The following is a 26,075-nucleotide window of genomic DNA, read 5'->3' as shown; positions in this document are numbered from 1 at the left end:
GACACATACACACACACAAATTAGAAATATGGAATACAAAAACTTAAAAATTGCTTTAGGTCTGGTGCTCGTTTGCAGTACAATGCATTTAAGTGCACAGACTATTAATCGCGAGGATGCGGAGAGTTTGTTGAAGGCAAAACAAGGGAATGTTGTTTTGATGAAGGATTTCTTTACCGTTAAACCGGTAGATATCAAATACAATAAAGTGGTTTTGCCTGGTCCTCAGTTTATCATTTCTGATGATCCCGAATACATTAGGATGCCCGAAGCTATTGCGTTAAAAGAGGCTGTGCAGCCGGGTGCAGTTAGGTTGTATGTATATAATGTAAATGGTGTAAAGGAACCGGTAAAGATCGATCGTAAAATTACTGCCGTTATAAAAAATACGGGTAAACAGAAGATGCATATTCGTATGTTAAAATATTCTTCGCAAAAGCCAAGTGCTAATTACTTCCAGATTGGTAAACAGGGATTGGCTGATTATTTTGCTTCCAATGGCGATGAAAAGATTCGTGTGGTTGAGCCTGGCGAAGCAATTGCGGTAGATGAGCAGTTGGAACGTAATGTAGTAAAATATGATGAGCTGTCTCATGGTTTTTATGATTTTGTGATCGATCAACCCGGGGAGATTAATATTATTCAGACCGATGTTAAGACTCCTGGTCCCGTGGCATTGAAGAAAATAAAAACGGTGATCCCTACAGGACATAAAAATGCAGGTCGTGGTTTGTTTGGTGTAAGTAATTATAAGGTTACTGGTGTCGATGTATTGGATACTAAAAACGGAGTGGCTGAAATTGTTGTAGCTGATGGGATAAAAGATCCATGGGTGCTGGGTGTTGAAGGTACAAGTGGTAAAGAGTCTACTTTGGCGGGAAATTACGGTGTAATGTACAATATAGAGTTGAAGTGGAAAAGTACTGATGGTAAAGGTTTGGCGCTGGTTACCTGGAACTCGCGTTCTGCTGATAACAAATGGTGTAATGGCATGGCGGCGACGATGGTTGTTAGTAAAGGAAAGTTTAATGAGGGAATTATTCAATTGCCAAATGATAGATTGGTAACTAAGACTGCACCGGAAGCAATATTAGTGCAGGTATTCCCACCCGCGAAAAATGGCGAAGAACAAGTGATTAAGTTGACTTACTCTCCGCCGGGTGCTTCATGTCTTCCAACGCCATTGGTGTTTATTCCAGTGGATATGGATACTTTGAAATAATTAAATAGAATATTCTAAAAGTCTTTTTCTTACCAGGAGGCAGGCGCCCATAACGCCTGCTTCTTCACCAAGTTTTGATAGTTTTAATTGGGTGTCGCTATTTACAAGGCTTAGGGAGTATTTGTTTACTGCGCTCTTTATGGGTAAATGTAAATGTTCGCCGGTTAAGGCTAATGCTCCGCCCAGAATAACAAGTTCAGGGTTGTAAATATTGATGAGAAGGGCTATTCCCCGACCAAGTTTTTCACCTATTTTGGCGAGCAGTTCAATAGAAAGTACATCGTCGTTGTTTGCTGCATTGATGATATCCTGCATTTGTATGTTGTCGCTTATGCCTTTATTTAAGGAACTGGATGAGCCCGTGGTTAGCTTTTCTTTAAACATAGCTATTAATGCTCTGCCTGAAGCTTCAGTTTCCAGACATCCTTTTTTTCCACATTGGCAGATGATCTCGTTATTGAACAATGGGATGTGGCCGATTTCTCCTGCGAAACCAGATTTTCCATAATACAATTCGTTATTGATCATTACGCCCATTCCAAGGCCGTAATCTAAATTTAAAAACAAGACATTTTTTTCTTCCTTTACTACGCCGCAGTTAAATTCACCGTAAGCCATTGCTCTGGAATCGTTTTCAAGAAAAGTTTTTAAATTGAGTTCGGTTTCAAGTAATTTACTTAAAGGGTCTTCATTGAAATGGAAAAAGCTGTAGCTATAGCCTGTCGAGTAGTTGATCCTTCCGGAAAGGTTTAGTCCAAGGCCAAGTATTTTATCTTTTGAAATCGCAGATTCTTTAATGAAGCTTTTAATTAACTCGCAAAGTGATGCAAGTGATTCGGCGGTGTTGTTTAAATTGTAAGGAACATCTTTTGAGATTTTGATTAGTTTTTTTTGCAAATCTATCAGTCCGATATTGATGTGGTTATGTTTTACGTCTACACCAAGGAAAAAGCCTGAATCGGGGGCTAGCCCGTAAATGTTTGGTCTTCTTCCCCCTGTAGATCCTACTTTGCCGAAATCTTTTACCAGTCCACCTGTAATAAGTTCAGTAATTAGAGTGGTTACTTTTGGAACACTCAGATTCGTTTCTTTGCAGAGTTCTGCAATGGTTGCATTGCCGGCATCTGCAAAATAAGAGATGATCTTTTTTCTGATATGTATGTTTTTATAAGCAACTCCGGTTAGGATATCACTGTTCTCGTCGAAAAAATCGGTTTTCATATTTTTGGTAATTGTGGTGATTAAAAGTCTACAATATAATCTTATTAAATAATATTAATAAATATCATCAATTTGTATCAAAAACTTATAGATTTACACAAAGTTAAATAAAAACACCCAGCTTATCCGCATATCGTAATTCAGATGATTAAAATTGTACTCAAATTAATTGGCAAAGTCATATTTGTTCTTGGCCCCGTTGTGCTTTGTCTTACCTGCAGTGCTCAGGATAAAGTCTTTAATCTTATTCCGCAACCCACTCATTTAGAGAAAGGTGAGGGCGCTTTTATTTTGAAAGCGAATACCGCAATTGTTCCAGCAAGTGTAAGTGATAAGGGTTTGGCTGAGTTGTTGGCATTGAGGTTAAAATCGCTGACAGGTTATGATTTGAAAGTAGCTGGTACTTCTGCTAATAGTAATGTGATCAGGTTTGTGTCCGATGCAAATGTAAAAGGAGGTAAGGAAGCTTATCAGCTGGAGGTTACCAGTAAAGCAGTGGTTATTAAAGCTAATCAACCTGAAGGTTGGTTTTATGCAATGCAAACTTTAGTGCAGCTTTTGCCGCTTAAAGCAGAGCGAGCTGGAGTTAATTTAGGTACTAGAATTCCGGCAGTTAAAATAGAGGATGCTCCACGCTTTCAGTGGCGCGGATTAATGGTAGATGTGAGTCGCCATTTCTTTTCTAAAGAAGTGATAAAGAGATATATCTTGCAAATGTCTAAATATAAAATGAATGTACTGCATTTGCATTTGACTGACAATCAAGGGTGGAGGGTAGAGATTAAAAGCTTGCCAAAGCTGACTGAAGTAGGTGCCTGGAGGGTGCCTCGTAAAGGATATTGGCGGAATCAGAAGGCTCCGGAACCTGGTGAGCAGGCTACGGATGGAGGATTTTATACACAGGATGATATCAGGGAATTGGTGGCTTACGGGCAGCAGTATTTTGTAGAGTTGGTGCCGGAAATTGATGTTCCGGGTCATAGTTTGGCATTAATTGCTGCTTATCCGGAACTTTCCTGTACTAAAAAAAGTCAACAGGTGTTGGCGGGTGATCCATGGAATGCTTCACGTACTAATGTGGTTTGTGCGGGTAATGATTCTGTTTTTGTCTTTTTAGAAAAGGTTATTGGTGAATTGGCAGGATTGTTTCCCTCGAAATATATACATATTGGTGGGGATGAGGTTTCCAGAGCTTATTGGGACAAGTGTCCGGTATGTCAGCAAAGGATTAAAGATGAGCATTTAAAAAGTTCAGAAGAACTACAATCATATTTTCTTAAACGTGTTTCTAAAATTGTGCTTTCGAAGGGTAAAAAGCCTTTGGGCTGGTATGAAAACCTACCTGGTGGTCTTCCTGATGAAATGGCTGTGATGAGTTGGAAGGATGATAAAGGAGGTATCCTATCATCTAAGAAAGGACAGCAGGTGGTGATGACCCCTGCAGCTTATACTTATCTGGATTTTTATCAAGGAGATCAATACCTGGAAAATGCAATTTTTACTGTAAACAGGTTGAATACTACCTTTTTATTTGATCCATTGCCCAAAGGTATTGAGGAGAAAAACGTGATGGGTGGGCAAGGTAGTTTGTGGACTGAACAGGTGCCTAATGAACGGAAATTACAGTTTATGACTTGGCCAAGGGCGTTTGCTTTGAGTGAAACACTATGGAGTGGGGCTGGTAAAAGTAGCTGGACTGATTTCATTAGCCGTGTGGAGTCGCATTTACCTATGTTGGATAGAGATACGGTTAATTATTCAAGATATTTTTACGACGCAGTAGTTTCGGGTGTTCGGGGGGCAGATAAAGCTCTTTTAGTGAATTTGACAACTGAAATTGAGGGGCTTAAGATCTATTATTCTTTTGATGATACAGATCCGGATCCTTATTATCCGGTTTATGCAGGGCGGCCTTTGGATATTCCTAAAGGAGCACAGAATATACGGGTGGTTACCTATAGAAATGGTATTCAGGTAGGTAGATTGATGAGAATCCCTATTGCTGAATTGGAAAGAAGAACCCCTGCAAAGTAAAGCAAGTTGGTTGCTTGGTGGGCTATTCTTTTATTTAAAACAATAATGGTTTTGGGTACTTTTAAAAATATTTTAATAAAACTAAGGAATTGTTTTTAATTTATTTAATAAAGTTGCTATATTTACTGAATAACCAAACCATTATGAACATAAAACTAAACCTTGCTATTATTCTTGTATCGGCGGGAGCTTTTTTGTCTTCCTGTAGTAAATCTAAAGAGGGGAAATTTCATCCTGATAAACCTTTGGTTGACTCAACACCTTTGGTTACCTTATCGTCCAGTTGGAAAAAGGCGATCTATTTAATGGATAACTTTCCTAATGGAATACAGATTTATGTGAATACAACCCCGATTAATGGGAAATCAATTTCAGCATATGCGGTTATTTTTGATCCAAAAGCTGATTTAGAGTTGAAGCCGGTAATGGCTGCTTCGGAGAAAACAGTAACAAGTTTTTATAATAATGAACCGGGAACTAAGTATGCTTCGATAAACGGTGGTTTTTTTGGTAGTCCAAATAATTCATATAGTCTGGTGATGTACAATACTGTGGTAAGTGCCGTTAATATTAAGTCCTTGACACGCGTTTATAATTCAGTTAATACAACTTACTATCCAACCAGAGCTGCATTTGGTATTTCTGCTGCAGGTGTGCCTGATGTAACCTGGATTTACCATGTGGGGACAGGAGATGGAACTATATTTTCTTATTCTTCTCCTGCTTTAAATCAGTTGAATACTGCACCTTTGCCTGTGCCGACAGCTATATTGCCAACTGTTGGTAAGGTATGGGATGTTAAATCTGCAATCGGTGGATCTCCAATGTTAATTAAAGATGATAAAATAAATATAACAGATGCTGAAGAGTTGATTGTAATAGATAATACTTCTTCGCGTGCGCGTTCGGCTATAGGTTATACTAAAAATAACAAGATTATTATATTAGCCGTCGAAGGTGGGAATACTGCTGCGGGTATTCCGGGGGTAAACCTGGCAGAGCTTGCACAGATGATGAAAGATATGGGATGTGTGGGTGCTATAAACCTTGATGGTGGTGGCTCTACCGCTTTAACTGTAAATGGAAAACAGACTGTTAAACCTTCGGACGGGTCTGAAAGAAAGGTCGTGACTGCATTGATCGTTAAAGAAAAACTCTAATGACTTAAATTTTATAGAACAAATTACTTACTGTTAAAATGATTGGATCAGGATTTATGAGGGGATTTTTATTTGCTTTTTTATTCTTTTTTGCAACGATTTCTGTTTCGGCTAAAGAATACGAGACACAGTTGTTGGTGATAGGTGGCGGTGCAAGTGGGACTACCGCTGCTATACAGGCATCAAGAATGGGGGTGAAAACTCTAGTTATTGAAGAAACAGAGTGGTTGGGGGGAATGTTAACCGCTGCCGGTGTAGCTGCTATTGATGGTAATCACCAGATGCCTTCGGGTTTATGGGGGGAGTTTAGACAAAAACTGTATGATTATTATGGTGGACCGAAAGCTGTGGAGACTGGATGGGTGAGCAACACCTTGTTTGAACCCTCAATAGGAAATAAAAAACTCAAGGAATTAGCCATAAATCCTAATCTAACCATTTGGTATAAAACAGAATGGAAGAACATTACCCGTAAGGGGAATAAATGGGAGGTAGAAACCTATGTAAAAGGAAAACGTACGATTGTAACGGCTGATTTGATTATTGATGCTACTGAGTTAGGGGATGTGATGGGTTTTCTGAAAATCCCATATCGTGTGGGGATGGATAGCAGATTTGATACCGGTGAATCTTTTGCTCCTGAAAAGGCAAATGACATCATCCAGGATTTAACTTATGTAGTAGTACTTAAGGATTATGGTAAGGATGCTGATAAAACGATTGCTAAACCTGCAGGTTATGATCCAAAGGAATTTGAGTGCTGCTGTGACATTACCGATCCTTCGGCTGATGCCCATCATCAACGTGCTATAGATTGTAACCAGATGATCACTTATGGTAAACTTCCAAATAACAAGTACATGATCAACTGGCCTAAATGTGGAAACGACATTTATCTGAACATTATTGAACTCAGTAAAAAGGATAGAGCCGCTGCCCTTAAAGAAGCTAAACTGCACAGTTTAAGGTTTGTTTATCACCTGCAAACAAAGCTTGGATTTAAGCATTTAGGTATTGCTGATGATGAATTTCCTACCTCCGATAAATTGCCTATGATTGCTTATCACCGGGAGGCAAGACGATTGGATGGTAAGGTAACATTAACTGTTAATGATGTAACTGCTCCCTATCAGCAAAAGTCTAATTTATACCGTACTGGTATTGCTATTGGTGATTATCCGATTGATCATCATCATTTGAAAAATCCGAATGCTCCACAGATAGATTTTATAAAAATCAAAGTGCCTTCCTATAATATACCATTAGGTTCATTGATTCCTAAAACTGCAGATGGAATTATTGTTGCCGAAAAAAGTGTCAGCGTAACCAATATTGTTGCCGGTGCCAGTAGGTTACAACCGGTGGTATTGACGATTGGTCAGGCAGCGGGTGCATTGGCAGCTGTAGCTATTAAAAATAATTTACAGCCAGCTCAGGTAAATATCCGTGAGGTACAATCTGCTTTATTGGAAAGTAAGGCTTATATCATGCCTTTTATAGACGTGAAACCTGAAGATAAAAACTTTGTAGTGATGCAAAAGATTGGTGCTACGGGAATTTTAAAAGGAACAGGTATCCCTTACAAATGGGCTAACCAAACCTGGTTTTACCCGGAGCAGCCAATTAATGAATATACCTTGATTGAAGGATTTAAATCTTTTTATCCGGTAATAGCTGATCAGTTCCCTTCAGGAAAACTGGTAAATGCAGCTTTTGCTGCAAAGTTATTGTCATCGGTTTCAAAAAAGGAAATAACCCTTGCTGAGATTTCGAAAGTGATAAACGAAGGTGTTGCTAAACAAGAGGTAAATGGAGAAACTGTTTTATCAAGACGAGCGCTTACTGTTTTGATAGATCATTTCTTAAATCCATTTGCTCAGGAAATCGATTTTAATGGATTAACTAAACTCAAATAAACTTAACGTATTATAAATCTAACCAATTAACAGTATGCAACAAATTTTTACTAGAAAGAAGGAATGGCTCTTCAGTGGGATAAGCCTTATCCTTTTTATGTGCATTTCTATGACGTCGCTGGCGCAGGTCCGAACGGTTACCGGTATTGTGACCGATTTGCAAGGCGATCCGCTTGTCGGGGTGATCATTCAATTAAAAGGCACTAAAACAACGACTAATAGTTCTGCAAATGGAAGTTTTTCGATTAAAGTGCCGGAAGGCCGTCAAACACTTGTATTCAGGTATATTGGTTTTGAAGACAAAGAAGCCATTGTTAACCAGAATACTACTGTTAAAGTCGCTTTAAGAGAGTCTGTATCTCAATTGAATGATGTGGTGGTAATAGGCTATGGTACTGCCACGAGGAAAGATTTAACCGGATCGGTTGGAACGGTAAGTATCGCAGATATGCAAAAAGCTCCGGTAAAATCATTCGATGAGGCTTTGGCAGGTCGTGTTGCTGGGGTTCAGGTGATTTCCAGCGAGGGGCAACCAGGTTCGCCAATTGAAATCAATATCAGAGGTAATAACTCGATCACACAATCAAACTACCCATTGGTGGTTATTGATGGTTTCCCAATGGAAGACCCGAACAATGCTGTGGTAAATCCATTAAATACATTGGATCCGAATGAGATTGAGTCGATCGATATCCTTAAAGATGCTTCTGCAACCGCAATTTATGGAGCCAGAGGTGCAAATGGGGTGGTGATGGTAACAACTAAGAGAGGAAAGTTAGGCGAGCCGGTAATTACCTATAATGGTTATTTTGGTTTACAGGAGAATAATAAAAGGATGAAGTTGTTAAATCCTTATGAATTTGTGAAACTACAAAACGAGATAGATCCTATAAGAACAAAGACGCTTTATTTTAAAGACGGCCGAAACCAGGAAAGCTATAGAAACCTTAATGGTATAAATTGGGAAGATCAGGTAACTCATGTTGCACCAATGCAAAATCATTATTTATCATTGGCAGGTGGAACCCAAAAAACTAAATATAATATTTCCTTATCGCATGTTGGTCAGGATGGAATTATCATCAATTCCGGATTTAAACGTACGCAAGGGAAAATCGCCATTGATCAGGAAGTATCTAACAAACTTAAAGTAGGAGCGAATGTTACTTACGCTGACTTAAAACGTTATGGTGTACCAACATCAACAGGTAACTACAGCAATGAATTAAATATGTTGTTTAGTGTATGGTCATTCAGACCAGTAGCTGTTGATCCTAACCTCAATCTGATTGATGAACCTATTGATCCTGAAGTAGAACAAAATTATAACTCTACTTTTAATCCGGTATTGACTGCGAGAAATGAGCTCCGTGAGAACTTCTCGACCAGCTTTACCGCTAATGGATATCTGGAATATACCATCATAAAAGAGTTGAAATTCAAATCAATCGCTTCATTTAACAGGGGGATAAGAAGAGATGATGTGTTTAATGGGGCATTCTCCAGAAGTGCTGTCATTGGTAACTATGGCATTAATGGAAGTCAGACGCATTTCAATTCAAATGGCTGGCAAAATGCCAATACTTTGACTTATGCCAAAAGATTCAATAAATCGCATTATTTTGATATGATGGCAGGCTGGTCTTTAGAGTCGAATTCAAATGCTGCTTTTGGGGCTACCGGGATATTGATACCTAATGAGGCTTTAGGCTTAAGTGGTATTGATGAAGGCGATCCACTGAGTATCACTTCTGTAACTTCTAAGTCGACCATGGCGGCATTTATAAGTAGAGCCAATTATAAGTTGTTAGACAGATATGTATTTACCGCTACTTTCAGGGCCGACGGATCGTCCAGGTTTATTGGAGATAACAAATGGGCATATTTCCCTTCAGCTGGTTTTGCATGGCAAATTAATAATGAGCCTTTTGCAAAAGACATCAAATACTTGTCTAACGCTAAGTTTAGAACATCATGGGGTAAAACCGGAAATAATGGTGTGTCAAACTTTGCTGTTTATCCAAGTATTGCTTATGTAAATACTGATGCTACTAATCCTTTAAATTCAAATCCGGGTTATATGTTCGGCAATGTTTATAATAAAGGGGTAGTATATACAGGTTTAGGAAATCCCTTATTAAGATGGGAAACTACTGAGCAAGTTAACGCAGGTTTAGATCTGGGCTTCTTTAAGGAACGTTTAACATTTGGGTTGGACTTATATTATAAAAAGACATACGACTTATTGCTCAATGCAGTAATGCCTCCAGTTAGTGGATACAGCAGAGCTATTAAAAATATTGGATCTACTCAAAACAAAGGTTTAGAGATTACATTAGGAGGAACGCCTGTCCAAACCAGAGACTTTTCATGGAATGCTTCATTTAATATCGCATTCAATCAAAATAAAATCCTTGGCTTGAGTGAAAATCAGCTGATGATTGTTACAGCTCAAAATTGGGGCGATGACTGGAAAAATATTCCAGGTTATGTAGCTAAAATAGGTAGCCCGATTGCTCAGTTCTATGGCTTAATATATGATGGTGTATATGGTTATGATGATTTTATTAAAGTAGGTAATACCTATACCTTAAAGGAAAATATTCCGGCACATGGTGGTGCCAGAGCTAACATAAAACCAGGTGATATAAAGTACAAAGACTTAGATGGTGATCTTCAGATTACTGAAAATGATAAAACCGTAATTGGAAGTCCTTACGCTAAACATACAGGCGGTTTTAACAATAACTTTAGCTACAAAGGATTTGATCTGAACGTATTTTTCCAATGGTCTTATGGTAATGATATTATCAATGCCAACAGAATCATGTTCGAGTCATCTTACAAATATGGTTACAATCAGTTTGCAACTTATGCAGACAGATGGACGCCAGAAAATACAAGTTCTAATATACCAGGTGTAGCTGCTGGTAGTGGAGGTTCTCTAAAAGCCTACTCAACAAGAATTATTGAAGATGGATCTTTCCTTAGATTAAAAACGGTATCACTTGGTTATAAATTACCAACAGATCTTTTGAAAAGAACAAACGTGATAAAATCAGCTAGGGTTTATTTAGCAGCACAAAATCTTTACACGTGGACAAATTATTCAGGTTATGATCCAGAAGTTTCTGTAAGAAACAGTGCTCTAACACCAGGGTTTGATTACTCTGCTTATCCTAGAGCACGTACAATTACTTTCGGAATCAACAGTACTTTTTAAAAATATAAGTTATGAAACGCATATTATATAGCATAGCGATATTAGGAATGGCATTAACTTCATCATCATGTAAGAAGTTTCTGAACCCATCACCGACAGATTTTTCAGCACCAAAGGATTTCTTTAGAAACGAAGCAGAGGTAAATGGAGCCTTAACAGGTATTTATGATGTACTTGGTAAGTCGGCCACTTATGGCAGGTATATGTTCTATGAAATGGATGTGGCTGATGACAGCTTTATTAACCTTTCTAATTGGACACAGGATTTAGGCTTATACAATTATAGCCCATCAGATACTAAATTAACGGACAGCTGGACAGCTTTATACAATGGAATCAACAGAGCGAATATGTTGATTGAAAATATAGATAAAGCAGTAATGGATAAGGAAAAGAAGAAGATTGCCCTTGGTGAAGCGATCTTTTTGAGAGCGTATTATCATTTCATTCTAACCAATAATTGGGGTAATGTACCTTTAAAAACGGCCTCCACTAAATCAGGTTTTGAAGTGAATTATAAAAATTCTCCATATAAAGTAAATTACGACTTTATTGTAAGTGAAATGGAAAAAGCGGCTGATATGGTTGCTCCGCATCGTACTTATACTTACGGAAGTAGAGTTACGCAGTCAGTAGTTTGGGGAATACTGGCAAGAGTAAACCTTAAAATGGCAGGTGCACCATTAAGGGATGTTAGCCGTTATGCCGAAGTCATTAAATGGGCTCAGAAAGTGAAGCAGGCAGGTCATACATTAAACCCAAACTATAAGCAGGTATTCATTAATATGTCTGAGAAAAAATATGATCTTAACGAAGTCATCTGGGAAGTTGAGTTTGGTAAAAGAAATGGCACTCAGGTTGAAGAAGGATCTGTGGGTGTAATTAATGGTATTGCTGCCAATGAAAACATAGGCTATAGTTATGGTGCTAAGCATGTTACGAATAATTTTTACAACTCTTTTGATTCGGACGATCTAAGAAGAGACTGGAATATCAATACATTTTCTTATAGTGCTGATGTTGAAGGTGGTAAAGTGGCTTATTCGCCAACACAATTATACAACCGTGGGGATGCTAAATGGAGACGTGAATATGAAAATACAGCACCTAAGTTTAATGGAACATCAACAATTAATTTTCCAATTTTACGCTATTCAGATGTATTGTTGATGCTTGCGGAAGCAGAGAACGAAGTGAATGGAGTGACCTCTATTGCTGTTGATGCAGTAAATGAAGTGAAACGTCGGGCACATGGAAAACTAATGGCTGGTGAAGTAGTTAAGTCGGTTACCATTACCAATGGTGGCGCTTATACTAAAGCACCTACTGCAGTTTTTTCTGGTGGAGGCGGCGGATTTGGTGCTACGGCTACTGTAGTGGTGTCAGGTGGTAAAATCTCAGGAGTTTATATGATTAGCAGTGGTTCTGGTTATACTTCGGCTCCGGTAATTACCTTAGTAGGTGGAGAAGGAGCTGGAGGTGCAATTTTAACGCCAGTGATCAGTAAAAATGCGACCAATAATTATGACCTTACTGCGGCAGAAAAGGATTCGCCAGATAATTTAAGAACAGCAATCAGAAAAGAAAGATCATTGGAATTGTGTTTTGAAGGTTTAAGACGTTTTGATTTAGTGAGATGGGGGCAGTTTTATTCGGCAATGAAAAATTATGAAATTGAAATCGCGAATACTAAGCCGGCTACTGGTTATGATCATGCAATAAAGGCTGCGAAAAATGTTTCTGAAAGGGATACTTTATTTGCTATTCCTGCTGCAGAGCTTAATTCTAATAGAGATATCAATCAAAATAAAGGGTGGTAATTATAATTCATAAACCAAATATCATGAATAAATTAAAATATATTTTAGGCGTTTTATTATTGCCTGTTATGGTTGCCTGTCAGAAATCTGAACCTGAAAAACCAACCTTTAATGTAAATACAGCAAAACAAGAATATAAAGTAGGCGAAATTGTAACATTTTCTATAAGTGGTTATGCTGACCTGATCTCTTTCTATTCAGGTGAGCCGGGGAAAGAGTATCGCTTTAAAGATAGAATTGAGTCGGAAGATTCTAAATTAAAATTAAGAATATCTACGCAAGCACTTTATGGTAGTCAAACCAATAACCTGACGTTTTGGTATTCCACAAACTTCAATGATACTTATACTGTAGAGGGCTTAAAGGCGGCAACCTGGAAAGAAATTACCAATAGGGTTAAATTAAGTACTTATACAGGTGGATCCGTAGGGCCAATTGAACAGGATTCTGAAGTAGATATATCAGATCTTCCGGTTTCAAATACACCTATCTATTTTGCCTTTAAATATGAGGGTTGGGAAAGTGCTACAGCTGCTTTGGGAGGTAAAACATGGAGGATTCACGGTTTCGATTTATATAATATTGCAACGGATGGCAGACGCACAGATATTGCTACAGCAAAGTCTCCGCAATGGATTGCTATAGATGTTGTAAATCCAGTAAATAAATGGACTTTTCAAAATGTTGCACCATTCATGATTTTTGCTCCAAATAGTACGTTGTTGCCTAGTGAGGATTGGGCGGTAAGCCGTGCTTTTTTACCAAATGCAACAAAGCCTGATGTTGGTGTTGGAATTAAGGATTATCTGAAGCCGATGAGAGACTACAAGTATACATTTACTAAAGAAGGTAAATACACAGTCACATTCGTCGGTAAAAATGTGAATAACCTTGGTGAAGAAGCGGTGGTTAAAACATTAACCATTGTAGTTACAAAATAAGACACACCACACATAATTGAAACTATTTTTAAAATTAACTTTTGCTTGCTTTTTCATCAGCCTTTGCGGGCTGGTGAAAGGGCAGTAAAAGCATTTTAACGGTGATGAAAAAAAGAGAAGAAGCTTTAGATGCGCTTAGGGGATTGGCCATATTGCTGATGGTTTTATCGAGCAGTATTTCCTTTGGGATTTTACCTGCATGGATGTACCATGCACAAGTGCCGCCACCTTACCATGTTTTTAAACCAGAAGTTCCTGGAATAACCTGGGTAGATTTGGTGTTCCCATTTTTCTTGTTTACGATGGGGGCCGCTATCCCACTAGCATTGCAAAAGAAACTAGAGGAACAGTCAGTTTTAAAGACAGTCTTACAGGTTGTTCAACGGTATCTATTGTTGGTTGTATTTGCCTTGTTTACCTTTTACGCACGTGCCTGGGTAATGAGTGGTACGGCAGGATGGAAAGAGCATTTGCTTTCTATTGGCTGTTTCTTTGTGCTTTTTCTGATGTATGCACGCTTTAATAATTTAAAGAATAAAGCGATTTCCTCTGGTATTAAAATCGTTGGTTTTGCTTTGGCTGCTACATTTTTAATGCTCTATCCATTTAAAAATGGATTTAGTTTAAGCTCTAGTGATATCATCATTATCGTCTTGGCCAATATGGCTTTTTTTGGAACCTTAATCTGGTGGCTTACACGCAATCAACCATTATTAAGGATTGGTATCCTACCCCTGCTCATGGCAATATTATTAACAGCTAAGGATGCCGGAACCTGGAATAGTGCCGTTTTTAACTGGTCGCCCTTACCTTGGATGTATAAATTGTATTACCTTAAATATCTATTTATTGTATTACCTGGGACGTTCGCGGGAGAATGGTTGCTAAATAGAAGTGCTTCGCCGATTCAGGATTTGATTGCAGGGGCTAAAGCAAAACTATTAAGTGTAGGTGCTTTATGCTGGCTATTGCTGATCTGTAATGTGGTTTGCTTATACATGCGATGGCTGGTACCCAATCTTCTGCTTACAGGAGCATTATCGTTATTGTTGCTGCAACGATTAAAAGGACTAAATGAAGGAAGCGATAAAACATTCTTTACAAAACTTGCAAATGCAGGAGTTTATCTACTCATCTTAGGTTTGTTTTTTGAAGCTTTTGAGGGGGGGATTAAAAAAGATATATCTACTTTTAGTTATTATTTTGTAAACACTGGATTGGCTTTCCTGGTACTGTTGTCTTTCACCATTTTTGAAAGGTTGGGCTATTTCTCAGCTATAATCACTTATCTGGGTAATAATGGCAAAAACCCTATGGTAGCCTATACGGCCGGAAACTTATTCCTGATCCCTTTATTGAAGCTTACTGGCACTGATGTATATTTGGACAGCGTGGCAAGTTTACCTGCTGGAGGATTTTTAAGGGGCTTAATATTTACCGGAGTGGTGTCATTAATTACCTTGTATTGCACTCGTGCCAAACTATTCTGGAAAACCTAATCGACCAAACTAATCATATAAAATCAACAATATTGTGTCAAAACTTAAAACGAAGAAAACCATAAATCCCATCTTTTGGATACCAACTACTTGGTTTGCTATGGGATTACCTTTTGTTGCACTATCGGGGGCAAGTTCTATCATGTATAAAAACATGGGGATTTCTGATACGCAAATTGCCTTCTGGACTTCACTAATTATGTTCCCATGGACGATCAAACCGCTTTGGGGACCATTTTTGGAAATGTATAAAACAAAGAAGTTTTTCGTTTATACCACCCAAATTTTTACGGGTTTATTGTTTGGGCTTTTGGCTTTAACCTTACAGATGGACCATTTTTTCAGTTTCTCCATAGCCATTTTAACGATAATTGCCATTAGTGGCTCCACTCATGATACAGCTGCTGATGGTGTGTATTTAAACGAGCTGAGCCCAAAGCTGCAGGCCAAATTTGTAGGTTGGCAAGGAGCTTTCTATAACATTGCAAAGGTTTTATCTGGCGGTGTTTTGGTATATATGGCTGGACAGTTGGAAAAGGAAATCGGTATTCATAATGCCTGGATGGTGGTTATGTTCGCCTATGGGATTATTATGGTCTTGCTTGGGGTATATAATATGAATGTCCTTCCTTCAGGGAATGAAGCTAAACAAGTTAGCTCTGTTCAGGAGGGCTTTGCTACTTTGAAGGATGTAATCATCACTTTTTTCCAAAAAAAGAACATTTGGTTTAGTCTGTGTTTCATCGTTTTCTATCGTTTTGCAGAAGGACAAGCCATTAAAATTGTTCCCTTATTTTTTAAAGCATCCAGAGAATCAGGTGGATTGGGTTTAAGTACTTCTGAAATTGGTTTGCTGTATGGTGTTTTTGGCTCAATAGCTTTCGTATTGGGATCTATCGTTGCTGGTTATTACGTTTCGAATAAAGGTTTAACCAAAAAAACGCTTCTTATTTTGTGTACCTTTTTTAACCTGCCATTCGCAGCTTATGCTTTTCTGGCTGTAACCATGCCTCAGAATATGTATATCATCGCATCGGCAGTGGCTATAGAATATTTTGGGTACGGGTATGGGTTTGTTGGTCTGATTCTGTTTATGATGCAGAATATTGCTCCTGGTAAATATAAAATGGCGCATTATGCTTTTGGAAGTGGCTTAATGAATTTAGGTTTTATGATTCCTTCCATGATCAGTGGTTTGCTGAGCGACTATTTAGGTTATAAGGAATTTTTTATCTGGGTGTTGATCGCAACAATTCCGGCTTTTCTGGTGACCTGGCTGGTGCCACTAATGCCTGTAGAAAAAGAATCAGAGGAAGAAATGAATACTGCTATAGAAGAGGCTATCGCTTAAAATAATTATATGATTAATTTAAATAGGTTTATAATGAAGGGACTTTTTATTGGAATATTACTCGCATTGCCTTTTTATGGTAGCTCACAAGAGCAAGTTGTAATAGACAGCAGTTATATCAATGGTCATTATTTACAAAGACTGGAATTTTTTAAAAAAGTGCCTAAGCAGAAAAATGAAATTGTTTTTCTAGGCAACAGCATTACCGAGGGCGGGAAATGGCAGGAGCTTATTCCCAATAAGCATGTGGTAAATAGGGGAATCAGTGGTGATGTAACTTTTGGTACAATAGCAAGGATGGATGTGATCTTGGCATCGAAACCTGACAAGATCTTTATACTGATTGGAATTAATGACATGAAACGTGGGATTCCTCAAGAGATTATCTTGAATAATTACAGGAAAGTGATCCATATGATTAAAACGCAATCGCCTGCTACAAAAATATATGTGGAAAGCATATTACCGGTAAATAAGGCAATGCTTCCTGCATCTTATGCCAAATTATCTAATCCGGCGATTATTGAAATAAACAACCAGATAAAAGTGATCTGTGAAAAGGAAAAGCTGAATTATGTAAATCTGTATGAGGTATTTGCCAGACCTGATGGCGAATTAAAAAAGGAATTAAGTATAGATGGCCTTCATTTAAAGCCGGTAGCCTATATTCAATGGGCCGATTATTTAAGGAAAATCAAAGCACTGTAAAATGAAACGTACTAAAATATTTATTGCGACTTGTGGTTTGCTAGGCATAACAATGGTTGCAAATGCACAAAAAGAAGTGAAGATTGACAGCAATTATGCCAACTCATATTATTTACAACGTATGGAGTATTTTAAAAAGATGCCTCATGTTAAGAATGAAATTGTGTTTTTGGGCAACAGTATTACCGAGCGGGGGGAGTGGCAGGAAATCTTATCCAATAGTCGATACCCAATTGTTAATCGTGGGATTGGTGGTGACAATTCATTCGGCATTTTGGCTCGCATGGATGAGATATTGACGGCTAAACCGAAGGCTATTTTCTTGATGGATGGAATTAATGATCTGTTTAGGAAATTACCTTATGAAGTAAGTATTTATAATTATAAAAGGATTATCAGAATGATCAAGGCAAAATCACCTAAAACCAGGATTTATATCGAAAGTGCTTTGCCAATAAATGAAGAAATGACTACAGCCGATTATACTAAGGGACGTAATGTAATGGTGCCGGTGTTGAATGCTAAAATTAAGCAGTTGGCAGAGGAAGAAAAGATTACTTATATCAATATAGTTCCTTTGTTTCAGGACGACAAAGGAAATTTAAAAAAGGAGATGACCATCGATGGTGTACACCTTAAAGCAAGCGCTTATATTGATTGGGTAGCTTATTTAAAAGAATTAAAATATTTATGAAAATAACAGGAACTTTTATAGACGAAATTTCGCACGATATTCCCCATCAAAATTGGGGTAGGGTAGAATGGGATAGAGATTTTGCGCACATGAAGTCTGTGGGGATCGATACTGTAATTATGATTAGAAGCGGCTACCGTCGCTTTATTACCTACCCATCAACTTACTTGCAAGACAGCTTTGGCTGTTATCGCCCGCCAGTGGATTTGGTAGAAATGTTTTTGCAACTGGCTGATAAGTATAACATGAAGTTTTACTTCGGTTTGTATGATAGTGGTAAATACTGGGATACGGGAAACCTCCAGCATGAAATAGATTCCAATCGCTATGTAATTGATGAGGTATGGAAGCAATATGGGCATTACAAAAGCTTTGGTGGTTGGTATTTGAGCATGGAGATCAGCAGAAGGACCAAAGGGGCTACGGAAGCATTTAGGACACTTGGGCAGCAATGTAAAGATGTGAGTGGTGGTTTGCCTACATTTATTTCGCCATGGATAGATGGTAAAAAGGCAGTAATGGCTGCTTCATCTGAATTGACCAAGCAGGATGCTGTTTCTTTACAGGAACACGAAAAGGAATGGGGAGAAATATTTGATGGAATACGGGGCGCCGTTGACGCGGTAGCTTTTCAAGATGGTCATATTGACTATCATGAGCTGGATGATTTTTTTGCCGTAAATAAAAAGATTGCTGATCAGTATGGGCTGCAGTGCTGGACAAATGCGGAGAGTTTTGATAGGGATATGCCGATCAAGTTCCTGCCAATAAAGTTCGAGAAATTGCGGTTGAAACTGGAAGCCGCCAAAAGGGCCGGGTACGATAAGGCCATTACATTTGAGTTTTCACATTTTATGAGCCCACAGTCTGCATATATGCAGGCAGGCCATTTATTTAACCGATATAAAGAATACCTAGGATTAACAATTTGAGTGACGCGATGAAGAACTACAGTGAAATTTACGAGCAGGAATTAATAGATAATGTGATTCCTTTTTGGATGAAACATTCGAAAGATGAAGTGGGTGGAGGCTATTTTAATTGCCTGGACCGTTTTGGAAACGTGTTTGATACAGATAAATTTATGTGGCTGCAGGCCAGGGAAGTGTGGACTTTTGCTACGTTATATAATGAGCAGGAGGCCAGACCGGAGTGGTTAGAAATGGCTAAGCATGGAGCCGATTTTATAGAAAAACATGGTCGGGATAGTGAAGGGAACTGGTATTTTTCATTGGAACAATATGGCAAACCATTGGTGCAGCCTTACAATATTTTCTCTGATTGCTTTGCCAGTATGGCTTTTGCAGCGCTTTATAAAGCTGATCCGCAGGAGAAATACGCCAGGATTGCAAAGGATACTTTTTATAATATCTTAAAACGTCAGGCTAATCCCAAAGGAGAATACAATAAAGCTTATCCGGGAACACGCAATCTTAAGAACTTCGCTTTGCCGATGATCCTGAGTAATTTATCACTGGAGATGGAGCATTTGCTTGATAAAAAAACCGTTGATGATTTGCTTAAAACAGTGATCCATGAAGTGATGGATGTTTTTTATCAGCAAGACAGTGGATTGATTCTGGAAAACGTGAATGTAGATGGTTCTTTTTCTGATTCTTTTGATGGTCGGCTGATCAATCCGGGACATACCATCGAAGCCATGTGGTTTATGATGGACTTGGGTGTTCGTTTAAAAGATCAGCAATTAATAGAAAAGGCTACAGAAATTGCCCTTCATACACTTGATTATGGCTGGGATAAAGAGTTTGGCGGTATTTTCTATTTTATGGATATAAAAAATCAGCCTGTACAACAATTGGAATGGGATCAGAAATTATGGTGGGTACATCTGGAAGCGCTGGTTTGTATGGCTAAAGGTTATGAGTTGACTGGTAGAGCAGAATGTATGGAATGGTTTGAAAAGCTACATGATTATTCCTGGGAACGTTTTAGAGATCCGGAGCATGGTGAATGGTTTGCTTATTTGAACAGACGGGGTGAGGTTTTATTGCCTTTAAAAGGTGGTAAATGGAAATGCTGTTTTCATGTGCCCAGAGCTTTGTTTCAAGTGAACAGAACATTTGATAAAATAAAAAATAACCATTCTCCTCTGAGTCTGGAACCTTTTGCCCTGAAGGAGAGCAAAACTTCCTAGGTCTCTTCGGAAAAGGTAATTTTTTCCTAAAGCAAGGTGGCTAGGCATGATGCTTAGCCATTTTTTTTCTTATAATTTTTATTCCTAACAATTTTTATGATATGAAGAACTTATTATTTGGGTTGGTGATTCCTCCCATTTTTGCATTGCTTTATGCGAATCATCATTATCCAAAGTCTATTGCAATTAATGATACAATTCCGAAAGGAGCTTATTCTTTTTTTGAAAATGAGGTGAAACCTGAGAAGAGCAAACCTTGTTTTAATGGTGCTTATTATAGAAAGGTTGTGTCTAGTAAAGACATTTGGTTAGGCATTGCAGGAACTGTTGTATTGCCAAAAATAACATTTGATACCTCAAGACGAAATGAACATAAACCAGGGCAGTTTCTAGATAATCCATCTATTTATATGGGGGGAAGTATGAACGGGCAGGAAACTGATGTAGGCCTGACCTGGGCAGTGATCAGGGAGGAAGATGGGAAAGTTAGTGCGGAAAGAAAAGCATTTCGTCCATTCTTTAGGAGGGCAGCGTACCCGAAAACCGGGCAAAAGGATAGGTGGCAGGATGCTCCGGCCAAAAAGGAATTTTATTGGTATCCCGGAGAGAAGGTGAGCATGTCGATTCAGATTGTAGGTGATGGTAAACTGAAGTTTATTGTTGAGGGGGCGGGAAAGCGTTTTGAATCGGACTTTGAAAGTGACGGATATAGGATGAACGAGATCGGAGAGTTTAAGCGGGTTAATGCTATTGATCAGGTTAGAAATGAAGGAAAGCCGGCACAACCTACCGGAACACGTGTGGAAAAGGCAGTTTGGAAAGAAACAAAACTATTTAGGATGCATGATGGAAAAGTTGTTCAGGTTCCGATGCATAAATATAGGTTTACAGACATGCGTTGTCCGGATGAGAAGTATATCAATGTTAGCTCTAGTAAGAAGGAACAGGAGATAGGGGCTGAAACCATTAGCCTGTATGGGAGTGCAAATTAATCCAATCATATAATTATACATTGGGGATGAGTACATTTGATTTATCATTATTAACTTTGCGATAACACTAACTAATATATTATCATATGAAAAGAACAGTTTATCTGCTGTTGTGCGTAATGTTATTGTCTTTCGCCAACATGGTGAAGGCAGACGAAGGGATGTGGATCCCGATGCTGATAGGTAAGAACTATGAGCAAATGAAAAAGCAAGGTTTTAAGTTGACTGCTAAAGACCTATATAATGCAAATGGTTCCAGTTTAAAAGACGCAATTGTTCATTTTGGCGGCTTTTGTACAGGTGAGATTGTATCAGATAAAGGTTTGATCTTTACCAATCACCATTGTGGTTATGATGCTATCGCTTCTAATTCTACGCCTCAGAATAACATTTTAGATAATGGCTTCTATGCAAAGAATTATGGAGAGGAAAAACCTATCAATGGGTTGTTTGTCCGCTTCTTGCAAAGAATGGAAGACGTTACTGCTAAAGTTGACCAAGCTACTAAGGGCCTGAAAGGAGCTGAAAAGGAAGCAAAAATGACGGAGGTTTTTAATGAGATTGCCAAGGCCGCCATAACGGGTCCTTCAATTGAAGCCAATGTAAAGGATTTTTATAAATCTAACCAGTTTATCCTTTTTGTTTATGAACGTTTTGATGATGTTCGTTTGGTAGGTACACCTCCTCAAAGCATTGGTAAATTTGGTGGTGATACAGATAACTGGGAATGGCCACGTCAAACAGGTGATTTCTCGGTATTCCGTGTATATTCATCAACAGGTAACCAACCAGCAAAATATAATGTTCAGAACGTTCCTTACAAGCCTAAGAAGTTCCTTCCGATTTCTATTAAAGGGGTAAAAAATGGCGATTTTTCAATTGTTTACGGTTATCCCGGTCGTACGGATAGGTACCTGACTTCTTATGGAGTTGATTTGGCTACGGAGAAAGTAAATCCAACAATTGTTAAACTTCGCGATATCCGTTTAAAAGCATGGAAGGCGGAAATGGATAAAGACGTAAGTTTGCGTTTAAAGTTATCTTCGAAATATGCGCAGATTGCAAATTACTGGAAATACTTTATCGGACAAACAGAGCAATTAAAACGCTTAAAAGTGGCAGATGCTAAAAGAGCTGAAGAGAAATCCTTTACACAATGGGCTGCACAAAAAACAGAGTTTGCAGGTTTAATGGAGCAGTACGATCAGATTTATAAAGAGATCGATCCTATTTCTGTACAACGTACTTACATCAATGAAGGTTTTATGGCTTCTCAATGGGTTGCCAATGCACCTGGTATAGGTAAAGCTTTAATCAGCTTGACTAAGAAAAAGGATGATGCCGCTTATGTTAAGCAAATTCAAGGTAATCTGGCTACTGCAGTAGCTACTTATGATGAAACGTATACTGAAGCTGCCGACAAGAAGATCTTTGCGCAGATTCTTACTTCATTCTATAAAGATGTTCCGGTTAAGTCGCAGCCTAAATTCTTTGCAGAAATTGCTGAAAAATATTGGTCTGGAACTCCGGAAGCTACTTTTGAGAAATTTGCGAATTACCTTTGGGAAAATAGTAATTTTATAAAACCTGCGAAATTGAAAGCATTTATTGCTTCAAATCCTTCTGCTGATGCAGTAACTAATGATCCGGGCTACCAGTATGCTTTAAATGTTATCCCAGCTGAATATGTTAAGACTAATTTCGGGTCATTGGTAGCTGATTTTGAGAAGAAAAAAGCAGAATTGGATCATTTATATCTGAACGCAATTTTAGAAAAGAATGCTGGTAAAATTATGTATCCGGATGCGAATTCTACCATGCGTCTTTCTTATGGAAATGTTCAGGATTATTCTCCAAAAGATGGCATCGTGTATAAAACTACAACTACAATTGAGGGGGTTATGCAGAAATATATTCCGGGAGACAGTGAGTTTGATTTGCCTGCAAACCTGATTGAAAACTATAATAAAAAGAATTTTGGTCAGTATGGTAATGATGGTACATTAACTGTTGGGTTTATTACTAACAATGACATTACTGGTGGTAACTCTGGTTCTCCGGTTATCAATGGAAATGGTGAGCTGATCGGTCTTGCTTTTGATGGCAACTGGGAGGCTATGAGTGGTGATATCGCTTTTGATAAGAAATTTAAACGTACGATTAGTGTTGATGTTCGCTATGTGTTGTGGTGTATTGATGTGTTGGGTGGAGCGAAGAATCTTATTAATGAGTTGAAAATTGTTAAGTAAAAAATAACCGCCTTCTTCAAGAGTTGCATTAATTCTCGCAGAAAAAGCTCGAAAGAATGCTGAGGCTCTTTCTGAGAGCGTGATTTTTTAGAAAGCAGGGTGGCCAGGCAAGATGATTGTCTGGCCTTTTTTTTTGTTTAATTTGGTTATTTTTAAATGATGAAGATTTTTTTGATTTTAGATTATGAAAGCATTTATATTAACCGCATTATTAGCCATTATATTGACACCCTTTCAAAGCGCTATGGCACAAACAGAAAAGAAGAAAAATACAGTGGTTTTAAATCACATTGCAGTATATGTAGCAGACTTAAAAGTCGCTACTGATTTTTACCAAACTGTATTTGACCTGGAGATTATTCCAGAGCCATTTAAAGATGGCAGGCATACCTGGTTTTCTATTGGCGCAGCTGGCCATTTGCATTTAATTCAGGGGGCGAAAAGCAACGTGGTACATGAGAAGAACGATCATTTGTGTTTTAGTGTAGCTTCTGTAGATGAGTTTGCGGAAAAATTGAAGGTAAAGCAGATTAATTTCGAAAATTGGGCAGGTGCCCATAATACGATAACCAAAAGGGTGGATGGGATAAAACAAATTTATTTTAAGGATCCTGATGGACATTGGCTTGAAGTTAATGATGATTATAAGTGAAAATAGCTGAATTAATAGCTAATTCTAAATAGCACTAAAGTGTTAATTTAGGAAGATGAAATCATTCATTACATCAAGGGTATTTGTATTACTGATCTTGTTCTTTTTAGCAAGCGTTTCAAATGCACAACCATTTTCTGCAGGAACTAAAAAGATACTTTTTTTAGGGAACAGCATCACTTATGCCGGCCAATATATTACGGATATTGAAGCCTATTGTGCCATAAATTACCCAGATCGCAAAATGGAGTTTATCAATATGGGACTACCTAGTGAAACGGTTGCCGGATTGTCTGAGCCAGGACATGCCGGAGGTAAGTTTCCCCGGCCTGATCTTCATGAGCGTTTGGATAGGGTATTGGAAGTTACCAAGCCAGATCTTGTTTTTGCTTGCTATGGGATGAATGATGGATTGTATATGCCTTTTGATCAGGAACGCTTTGAAAAGTTTAAGGCAGGTATAAACTGGTTGCATGATAAGGTTGCAGGTACCGGTGTAAGAATTATTCATGTTACACCACCAATTTATGATGAATTGAGAGGAGGAAAGCAAGGTTATGCGGTTGTGCTGGATCGGTATGCAGATTGGTTACTTGGTCAGAAAAAAACTGCCGGATGGGAGGTTGCTGATATACATTATCCGATGAAGAAGTACCTGGAGGCACATAGGAAGATTGATGCAGCTTTTAATATTAATGGATTCTACTTAGCCGCTGATGGTGTACATCCTGCTGAGGTGGGACATTGGATTATGGCGAAGGAGTTGTTGCTTTATATGGGTGAAAAACAGGTTGTTTCGGGGACTGATGTGCTGGCTGTAATTAAACATTCTAAAAAGGAAGAATTGTTTAAGTTGGTTGCCCTAAAACAATCGATGATGAAAGACGCCTGGTTAACAGCTGCGGGGCATAAGCGCCCAATGAAGGCCGGACTACCACTAGAGGAGGCTAAAAAGAAAGCTGCTGAAATTGATGAACAAATCAGCAGCTTAATAAAGTAGTATTTTTATTTATAGGTCTGCTTTTTACTTAGAAGTAAATGAAATTCCCTTTTTCGCTGTTAATGGTAACTTGCTTTTGAGCGGAGCTTTCTACGCGACCAATGATTTGCGCATCAATATTGAAACTTTTAGAAATCGCAATGATATCTTCCGCAATTTCTGTAGGAACATAAAGTTCCATACGATGACCCATATTAAAGACTTTATACATTTCTTTCCAATCTGTACCTGATTGCTCCTGAATCAATTGAAATAGAGGCGGAACAGAGAATAGATTATCTTTAATGATGTGTACATCATTGTTTACAAAATGAAGCACTTTAGTTTGTGCACCACCACTGCAATGTACAATACCATGGATTTGACTTCTGTAACCTTCTAATATCTTTTTAATTACCGGCGCATAAGTACGGGTAGGAGATAAGACCAGTTTACCTGCCGTAACTTCTGTATTTTCATCAATCTTAATTTTATCAGTTAGTTTTTTGCCACCTGAAAATACCAGGTCAAAAGGTACAGCGGGATCAAAGCTTTCAGGGTATGCATTAGCAATAGATTTATCAAACACATCATGACGCGCAGAAGTTAATCCGTTAGAACCCATTCCACCATTGTATTCAGTCTCATAGCTGGCTTGTCCTGAAGAAGATAATCCAACAATCACATCACCAGCCTGTATATTGTCATTGCTGATGATTTTATCACGCTCAATACGACAAGTTACTGTAGAATCTACAATGATTGTACGTACCAAATCACCTACATCGGCAGTTTCACCACCTGTAGAATAGATAGAAATACCTTGTGAACGTAGTTCGGCAAGGATCTCTTCTGTACCATTGATAATGGCTGCAATTACTTCGCCTGGAATCAGGTTTTTGTTACGGCCAATAGTTGATGACAGGAGGATATTATCTGTAGCACCCACACAAATCAAATCATCAATGTTCATGATGATAGCATCCTGAGCAATACCTTTCCATACAGAAATATCGCCGGTTTCTTTCCAGTAAACATATGCCAGAGAAGATTTTGTACCCGCACCATCAGCGTGCATGATGTTACAAAATGCATCATCATTACCTAAAATGTCGGGGATGATCTTACAGAAGGCTTGTGGGAAAATACCTTTATCTATATTCTTGATGGCCTGGTGCACATCTTCTTTCGAGGCAGAAACGCCACGTTGGTTGTACCTGTTATCACTCATGTTGATGCAAAGATAGAAAAAAATAACC

Annotated in this window: 19 protein-coding genes; 17 read left to right on the top strand and 2 right to left on the bottom strand. The window is 38.3% G+C overall.

Going from position 1 to position 26,075, the window contains the following annotated elements; all coding sequences use genetic code 11:
• Nucleotides 1-28 precede the first annotated feature (28 nt).
• On the top strand, nt 29-1,222 hold the full coding sequence (locus tag P0Y49_14825) for a copper amine oxidase (GenBank protein WEK18067.1): 1,194 nt from the start codon (nt 29-31) through the stop codon (nt 1,220-1,222).
• Here P0Y49_14825 and P0Y49_14820 read toward each other — a convergent pair whose 3' ends face one another.
• Nucleotides 1,223-2,443 carry an ROK family transcriptional regulator gene (locus tag P0Y49_14820; protein ID WEK18066.1) on the bottom strand — a complete coding sequence of 407 codons (1,221 nt, stop codon included), beginning with the start codon at nt 2,441-2,443 and terminating at the stop codon, nt 1,223-1,225.
• A gap of 144 nt (nt 2,444-2,587) precedes the next feature.
• Here P0Y49_14820 and P0Y49_14815 point away from each other — a divergent pair, with 144 nt between their 5' ends.
• The 16 genes from P0Y49_14815 (at nt 2,588) to P0Y49_14740 (ending at nt 24,837) form a co-directional block, all read left to right on the top strand.
• Entirely contained in the window at nt 2,588-4,477 is a 1,890-nt protein-coding gene (locus P0Y49_14815) for a family 20 glycosylhydrolase (protein WEK18065.1), read from the top strand.
• Between the two features lie 143 nt (nt 4,478-4,620).
• Nucleotides 4,621-5,637, top strand: coding sequence for a phosphodiester glycosidase family protein (locus P0Y49_14810; GenBank protein WEK18064.1), 1,017 nt, complete (start codon nt 4,621-4,623; stop codon nt 5,635-5,637).
• A 38-nt stretch (nt 5,638-5,675) separates the two neighbouring features.
• Nucleotides 5,676-7,553, top strand: coding sequence for an FAD-dependent oxidoreductase (locus P0Y49_14805; protein ID WEK18063.1), 1,878 nt, complete (start codon nt 5,676-5,678; stop codon nt 7,551-7,553).
• 34 nt (nt 7,554-7,587) lie between these two features.
• Nucleotides 7,588-10,776, top strand: a complete 3,189-nt coding sequence (locus P0Y49_14800) for a TonB-dependent receptor (protein WEK18062.1) — start codon at nt 7,588-7,590, stop codon at nt 10,774-10,776.
• A gap of 11 nt (nt 10,777-10,787) precedes the next feature.
• Nucleotides 10,788-12,596, top strand: coding sequence for a RagB/SusD family nutrient uptake outer membrane protein (locus P0Y49_14795; protein ID WEK18061.1), 1,809 nt, complete (start codon nt 10,788-10,790; stop codon nt 12,594-12,596).
• A 23-nt stretch (nt 12,597-12,619) separates the two neighbouring features.
• A complete protein-coding gene (locus P0Y49_14790) occupies nt 12,620-13,537 on the top strand; it encodes a DUF5017 domain-containing protein (protein ID WEK18060.1) in 918 nt (305 codons plus the stop codon).
• A 104-nt stretch (nt 13,538-13,641) separates the two neighbouring features.
• On the top strand, nt 13,642-15,036 hold the full coding sequence (locus P0Y49_14785) for a DUF5009 domain-containing protein (protein WEK18059.1): 1,395 nt from the start codon (nt 13,642-13,644) through the stop codon (nt 15,034-15,036).
• Nucleotides 15,037-15,070: 34 nt separating this feature from the next.
• Nucleotides 15,071-16,387 (top strand): MFS transporter, encoded by a 1,317-nt coding sequence (locus tag P0Y49_14780; protein WEK18058.1) that lies wholly within the window; start codon nt 15,071-15,073, stop codon nt 16,385-16,387.
• A gap of 33 nt (nt 16,388-16,420) precedes the next feature.
• Nucleotides 16,421-17,095: a GDSL-type esterase/lipase family protein gene (locus P0Y49_14775; protein ID WEK18057.1), complete on the top strand. Its 675-nt coding sequence runs from the start codon at nt 16,421-16,423 to the stop codon at nt 17,093-17,095.
• A 1-nt stretch (nt 17,096) separates the two neighbouring features.
• Nucleotides 17,097-17,789, top strand: coding sequence for a GDSL-type esterase/lipase family protein (locus tag P0Y49_14770; protein ID WEK18056.1), 693 nt, complete (start codon nt 17,097-17,099; stop codon nt 17,787-17,789).
• On the top strand, nt 17,786-18,721 hold the full coding sequence (locus P0Y49_14765; protein ID WEK18055.1) for a DUF4434 domain-containing protein: 936 nt from the start codon (nt 17,786-17,788) through the stop codon (nt 18,719-18,721). The genes P0Y49_14770 and P0Y49_14765 overlap by 4 nt, the downstream gene beginning before the upstream one ends.
• Nucleotides 18,722-18,729: 8 nt before the next feature.
• A complete protein-coding gene (locus tag P0Y49_14760; protein ID WEK18054.1) occupies nt 18,730-19,944 on the top strand; it encodes an AGE family epimerase/isomerase in 1,215 nt (404 codons plus the stop codon).
• 101 nt (nt 19,945-20,045) lie between these two features.
• Entirely contained in the window at nt 20,046-20,936 is an 891-nt protein-coding gene (locus P0Y49_14755) for a hypothetical protein (protein WEK18053.1), read from the top strand.
• A gap of 86 nt (nt 20,937-21,022) precedes the next feature.
• The gene (locus tag P0Y49_14750) at nt 21,023-23,185 is read left to right on the top strand and encodes a S46 family peptidase (GenBank protein ID WEK18052.1); all 2,163 of its coding nucleotides are present in this window, start codon (nt 21,023-21,025) and stop codon (nt 23,183-23,185) included.
• A gap of 184 nt (nt 23,186-23,369) precedes the next feature.
• Nucleotides 23,370-23,837, top strand: coding sequence for a VOC family protein (locus tag P0Y49_14745; GenBank protein WEK18051.1), 468 nt, complete (start codon nt 23,370-23,372; stop codon nt 23,835-23,837).
• Between the two features lie 55 nt (nt 23,838-23,892).
• A complete protein-coding gene (locus P0Y49_14740) occupies nt 23,893-24,837 on the top strand; it encodes an SGNH/GDSL hydrolase family protein (protein ID WEK18050.1) in 945 nt (314 codons plus the stop codon).
• A 28-nt stretch (nt 24,838-24,865) separates the two neighbouring features.
• On the opposite strand, the gene P0Y49_14735 is transcribed toward P0Y49_14740, so the two are convergent.
• Nucleotides 24,866-26,047: an AIR synthase-related protein gene (locus tag P0Y49_14735; GenBank protein ID WEK18049.1), complete on the bottom strand. Its 1,182-nt coding sequence runs from the start codon at nt 26,045-26,047 to the stop codon at nt 24,866-24,868.
• Nucleotides 26,048-26,075: the final 28 nt, after the last annotated feature.

It is taken from the genome of Candidatus Pedobacter colombiensis (assembly GCA_029202485.1).
GTDB classification, from domain to species: domain Bacteria; phylum Bacteroidota; class Bacteroidia; order Sphingobacteriales; family Sphingobacteriaceae; genus Pedobacter; species Pedobacter colombiensis.
Note: the sequence above shows the minus strand (reverse complement) of the source record. Positions and strands in the feature narration are given on the sequence as shown.

Bases quoted from the DNA above. Each gene is read 5' to 3' on its own strand.
- P0Y49_14825 (WEK18067.1), top strand. From the start codon at position 29: ATGGAATACAAAAACTTAAAAATTGCTTTAGGTCTGGTGCTCGTTTGC.
- P0Y49_14820 (WEK18066.1), bottom strand. From the start codon at position 2,443: ATGAAAACCGATTTTTTCGACGAGAACAGTGATATCCTAACCGGAGTT.
- P0Y49_14815 (WEK18065.1), top strand. From the start codon at position 2,588: ATGATTAAAATTGTACTCAAATTAATTGGCAAAGTCATATTTGTTCTT.
- P0Y49_14810 (WEK18064.1), top strand. From the start codon at position 4,621: ATGAACATAAAACTAAACCTTGCTATTATTCTTGTATCGGCGGGAGCT.
- P0Y49_14805 (WEK18063.1), top strand. From the start codon at position 5,676: ATGATTGGATCAGGATTTATGAGGGGATTTTTATTTGCTTTTTTATTC.
- P0Y49_14800 (WEK18062.1), top strand. From the start codon at position 7,588: ATGCAACAAATTTTTACTAGAAAGAAGGAATGGCTCTTCAGTGGGATA.
- P0Y49_14795 (WEK18061.1), top strand. From the start codon at position 10,788: ATGAAACGCATATTATATAGCATAGCGATATTAGGAATGGCATTAACT.
- P0Y49_14790 (WEK18060.1), top strand. From the start codon at position 12,620: ATGAATAAATTAAAATATATTTTAGGCGTTTTATTATTGCCTGTTATG.
- P0Y49_14785 (WEK18059.1), top strand. From the start codon at position 13,642: ATGAAAAAAAGAGAAGAAGCTTTAGATGCGCTTAGGGGATTGGCCATA.
- P0Y49_14775 (WEK18057.1), top strand. From the start codon at position 16,421: ATGAAGGGACTTTTTATTGGAATATTACTCGCATTGCCTTTTTATGGT.
- P0Y49_14770 (WEK18056.1), top strand. From the start codon at position 17,097: ATGAAACGTACTAAAATATTTATTGCGACTTGTGGTTTGCTAGGCATA.
- P0Y49_14765 (WEK18055.1), top strand. From the start codon at position 17,786: ATGAAAATAACAGGAACTTTTATAGACGAAATTTCGCACGATATTCCC.
- P0Y49_14760 (WEK18054.1), top strand. From the start codon at position 18,730: ATGAAGAACTACAGTGAAATTTACGAGCAGGAATTAATAGATAATGTG.
- P0Y49_14755 (WEK18053.1), top strand. From the start codon at position 20,046: ATGAAGAACTTATTATTTGGGTTGGTGATTCCTCCCATTTTTGCATTG.
- P0Y49_14750 (WEK18052.1), top strand. From the start codon at position 21,023: ATGAAAAGAACAGTTTATCTGCTGTTGTGCGTAATGTTATTGTCTTTC.
- P0Y49_14745 (WEK18051.1), top strand. From the start codon at position 23,370: ATGAAAGCATTTATATTAACCGCATTATTAGCCATTATATTGACACCC.
- P0Y49_14740 (WEK18050.1), top strand. From the start codon at position 23,893: ATGAAATCATTCATTACATCAAGGGTATTTGTATTACTGATCTTGTTC.
- P0Y49_14735 (WEK18049.1), bottom strand. From the start codon at position 26,047: ATGAGTGATAACAGGTACAACCAACGTGGCGTTTCTGCCTCGAAAGAA.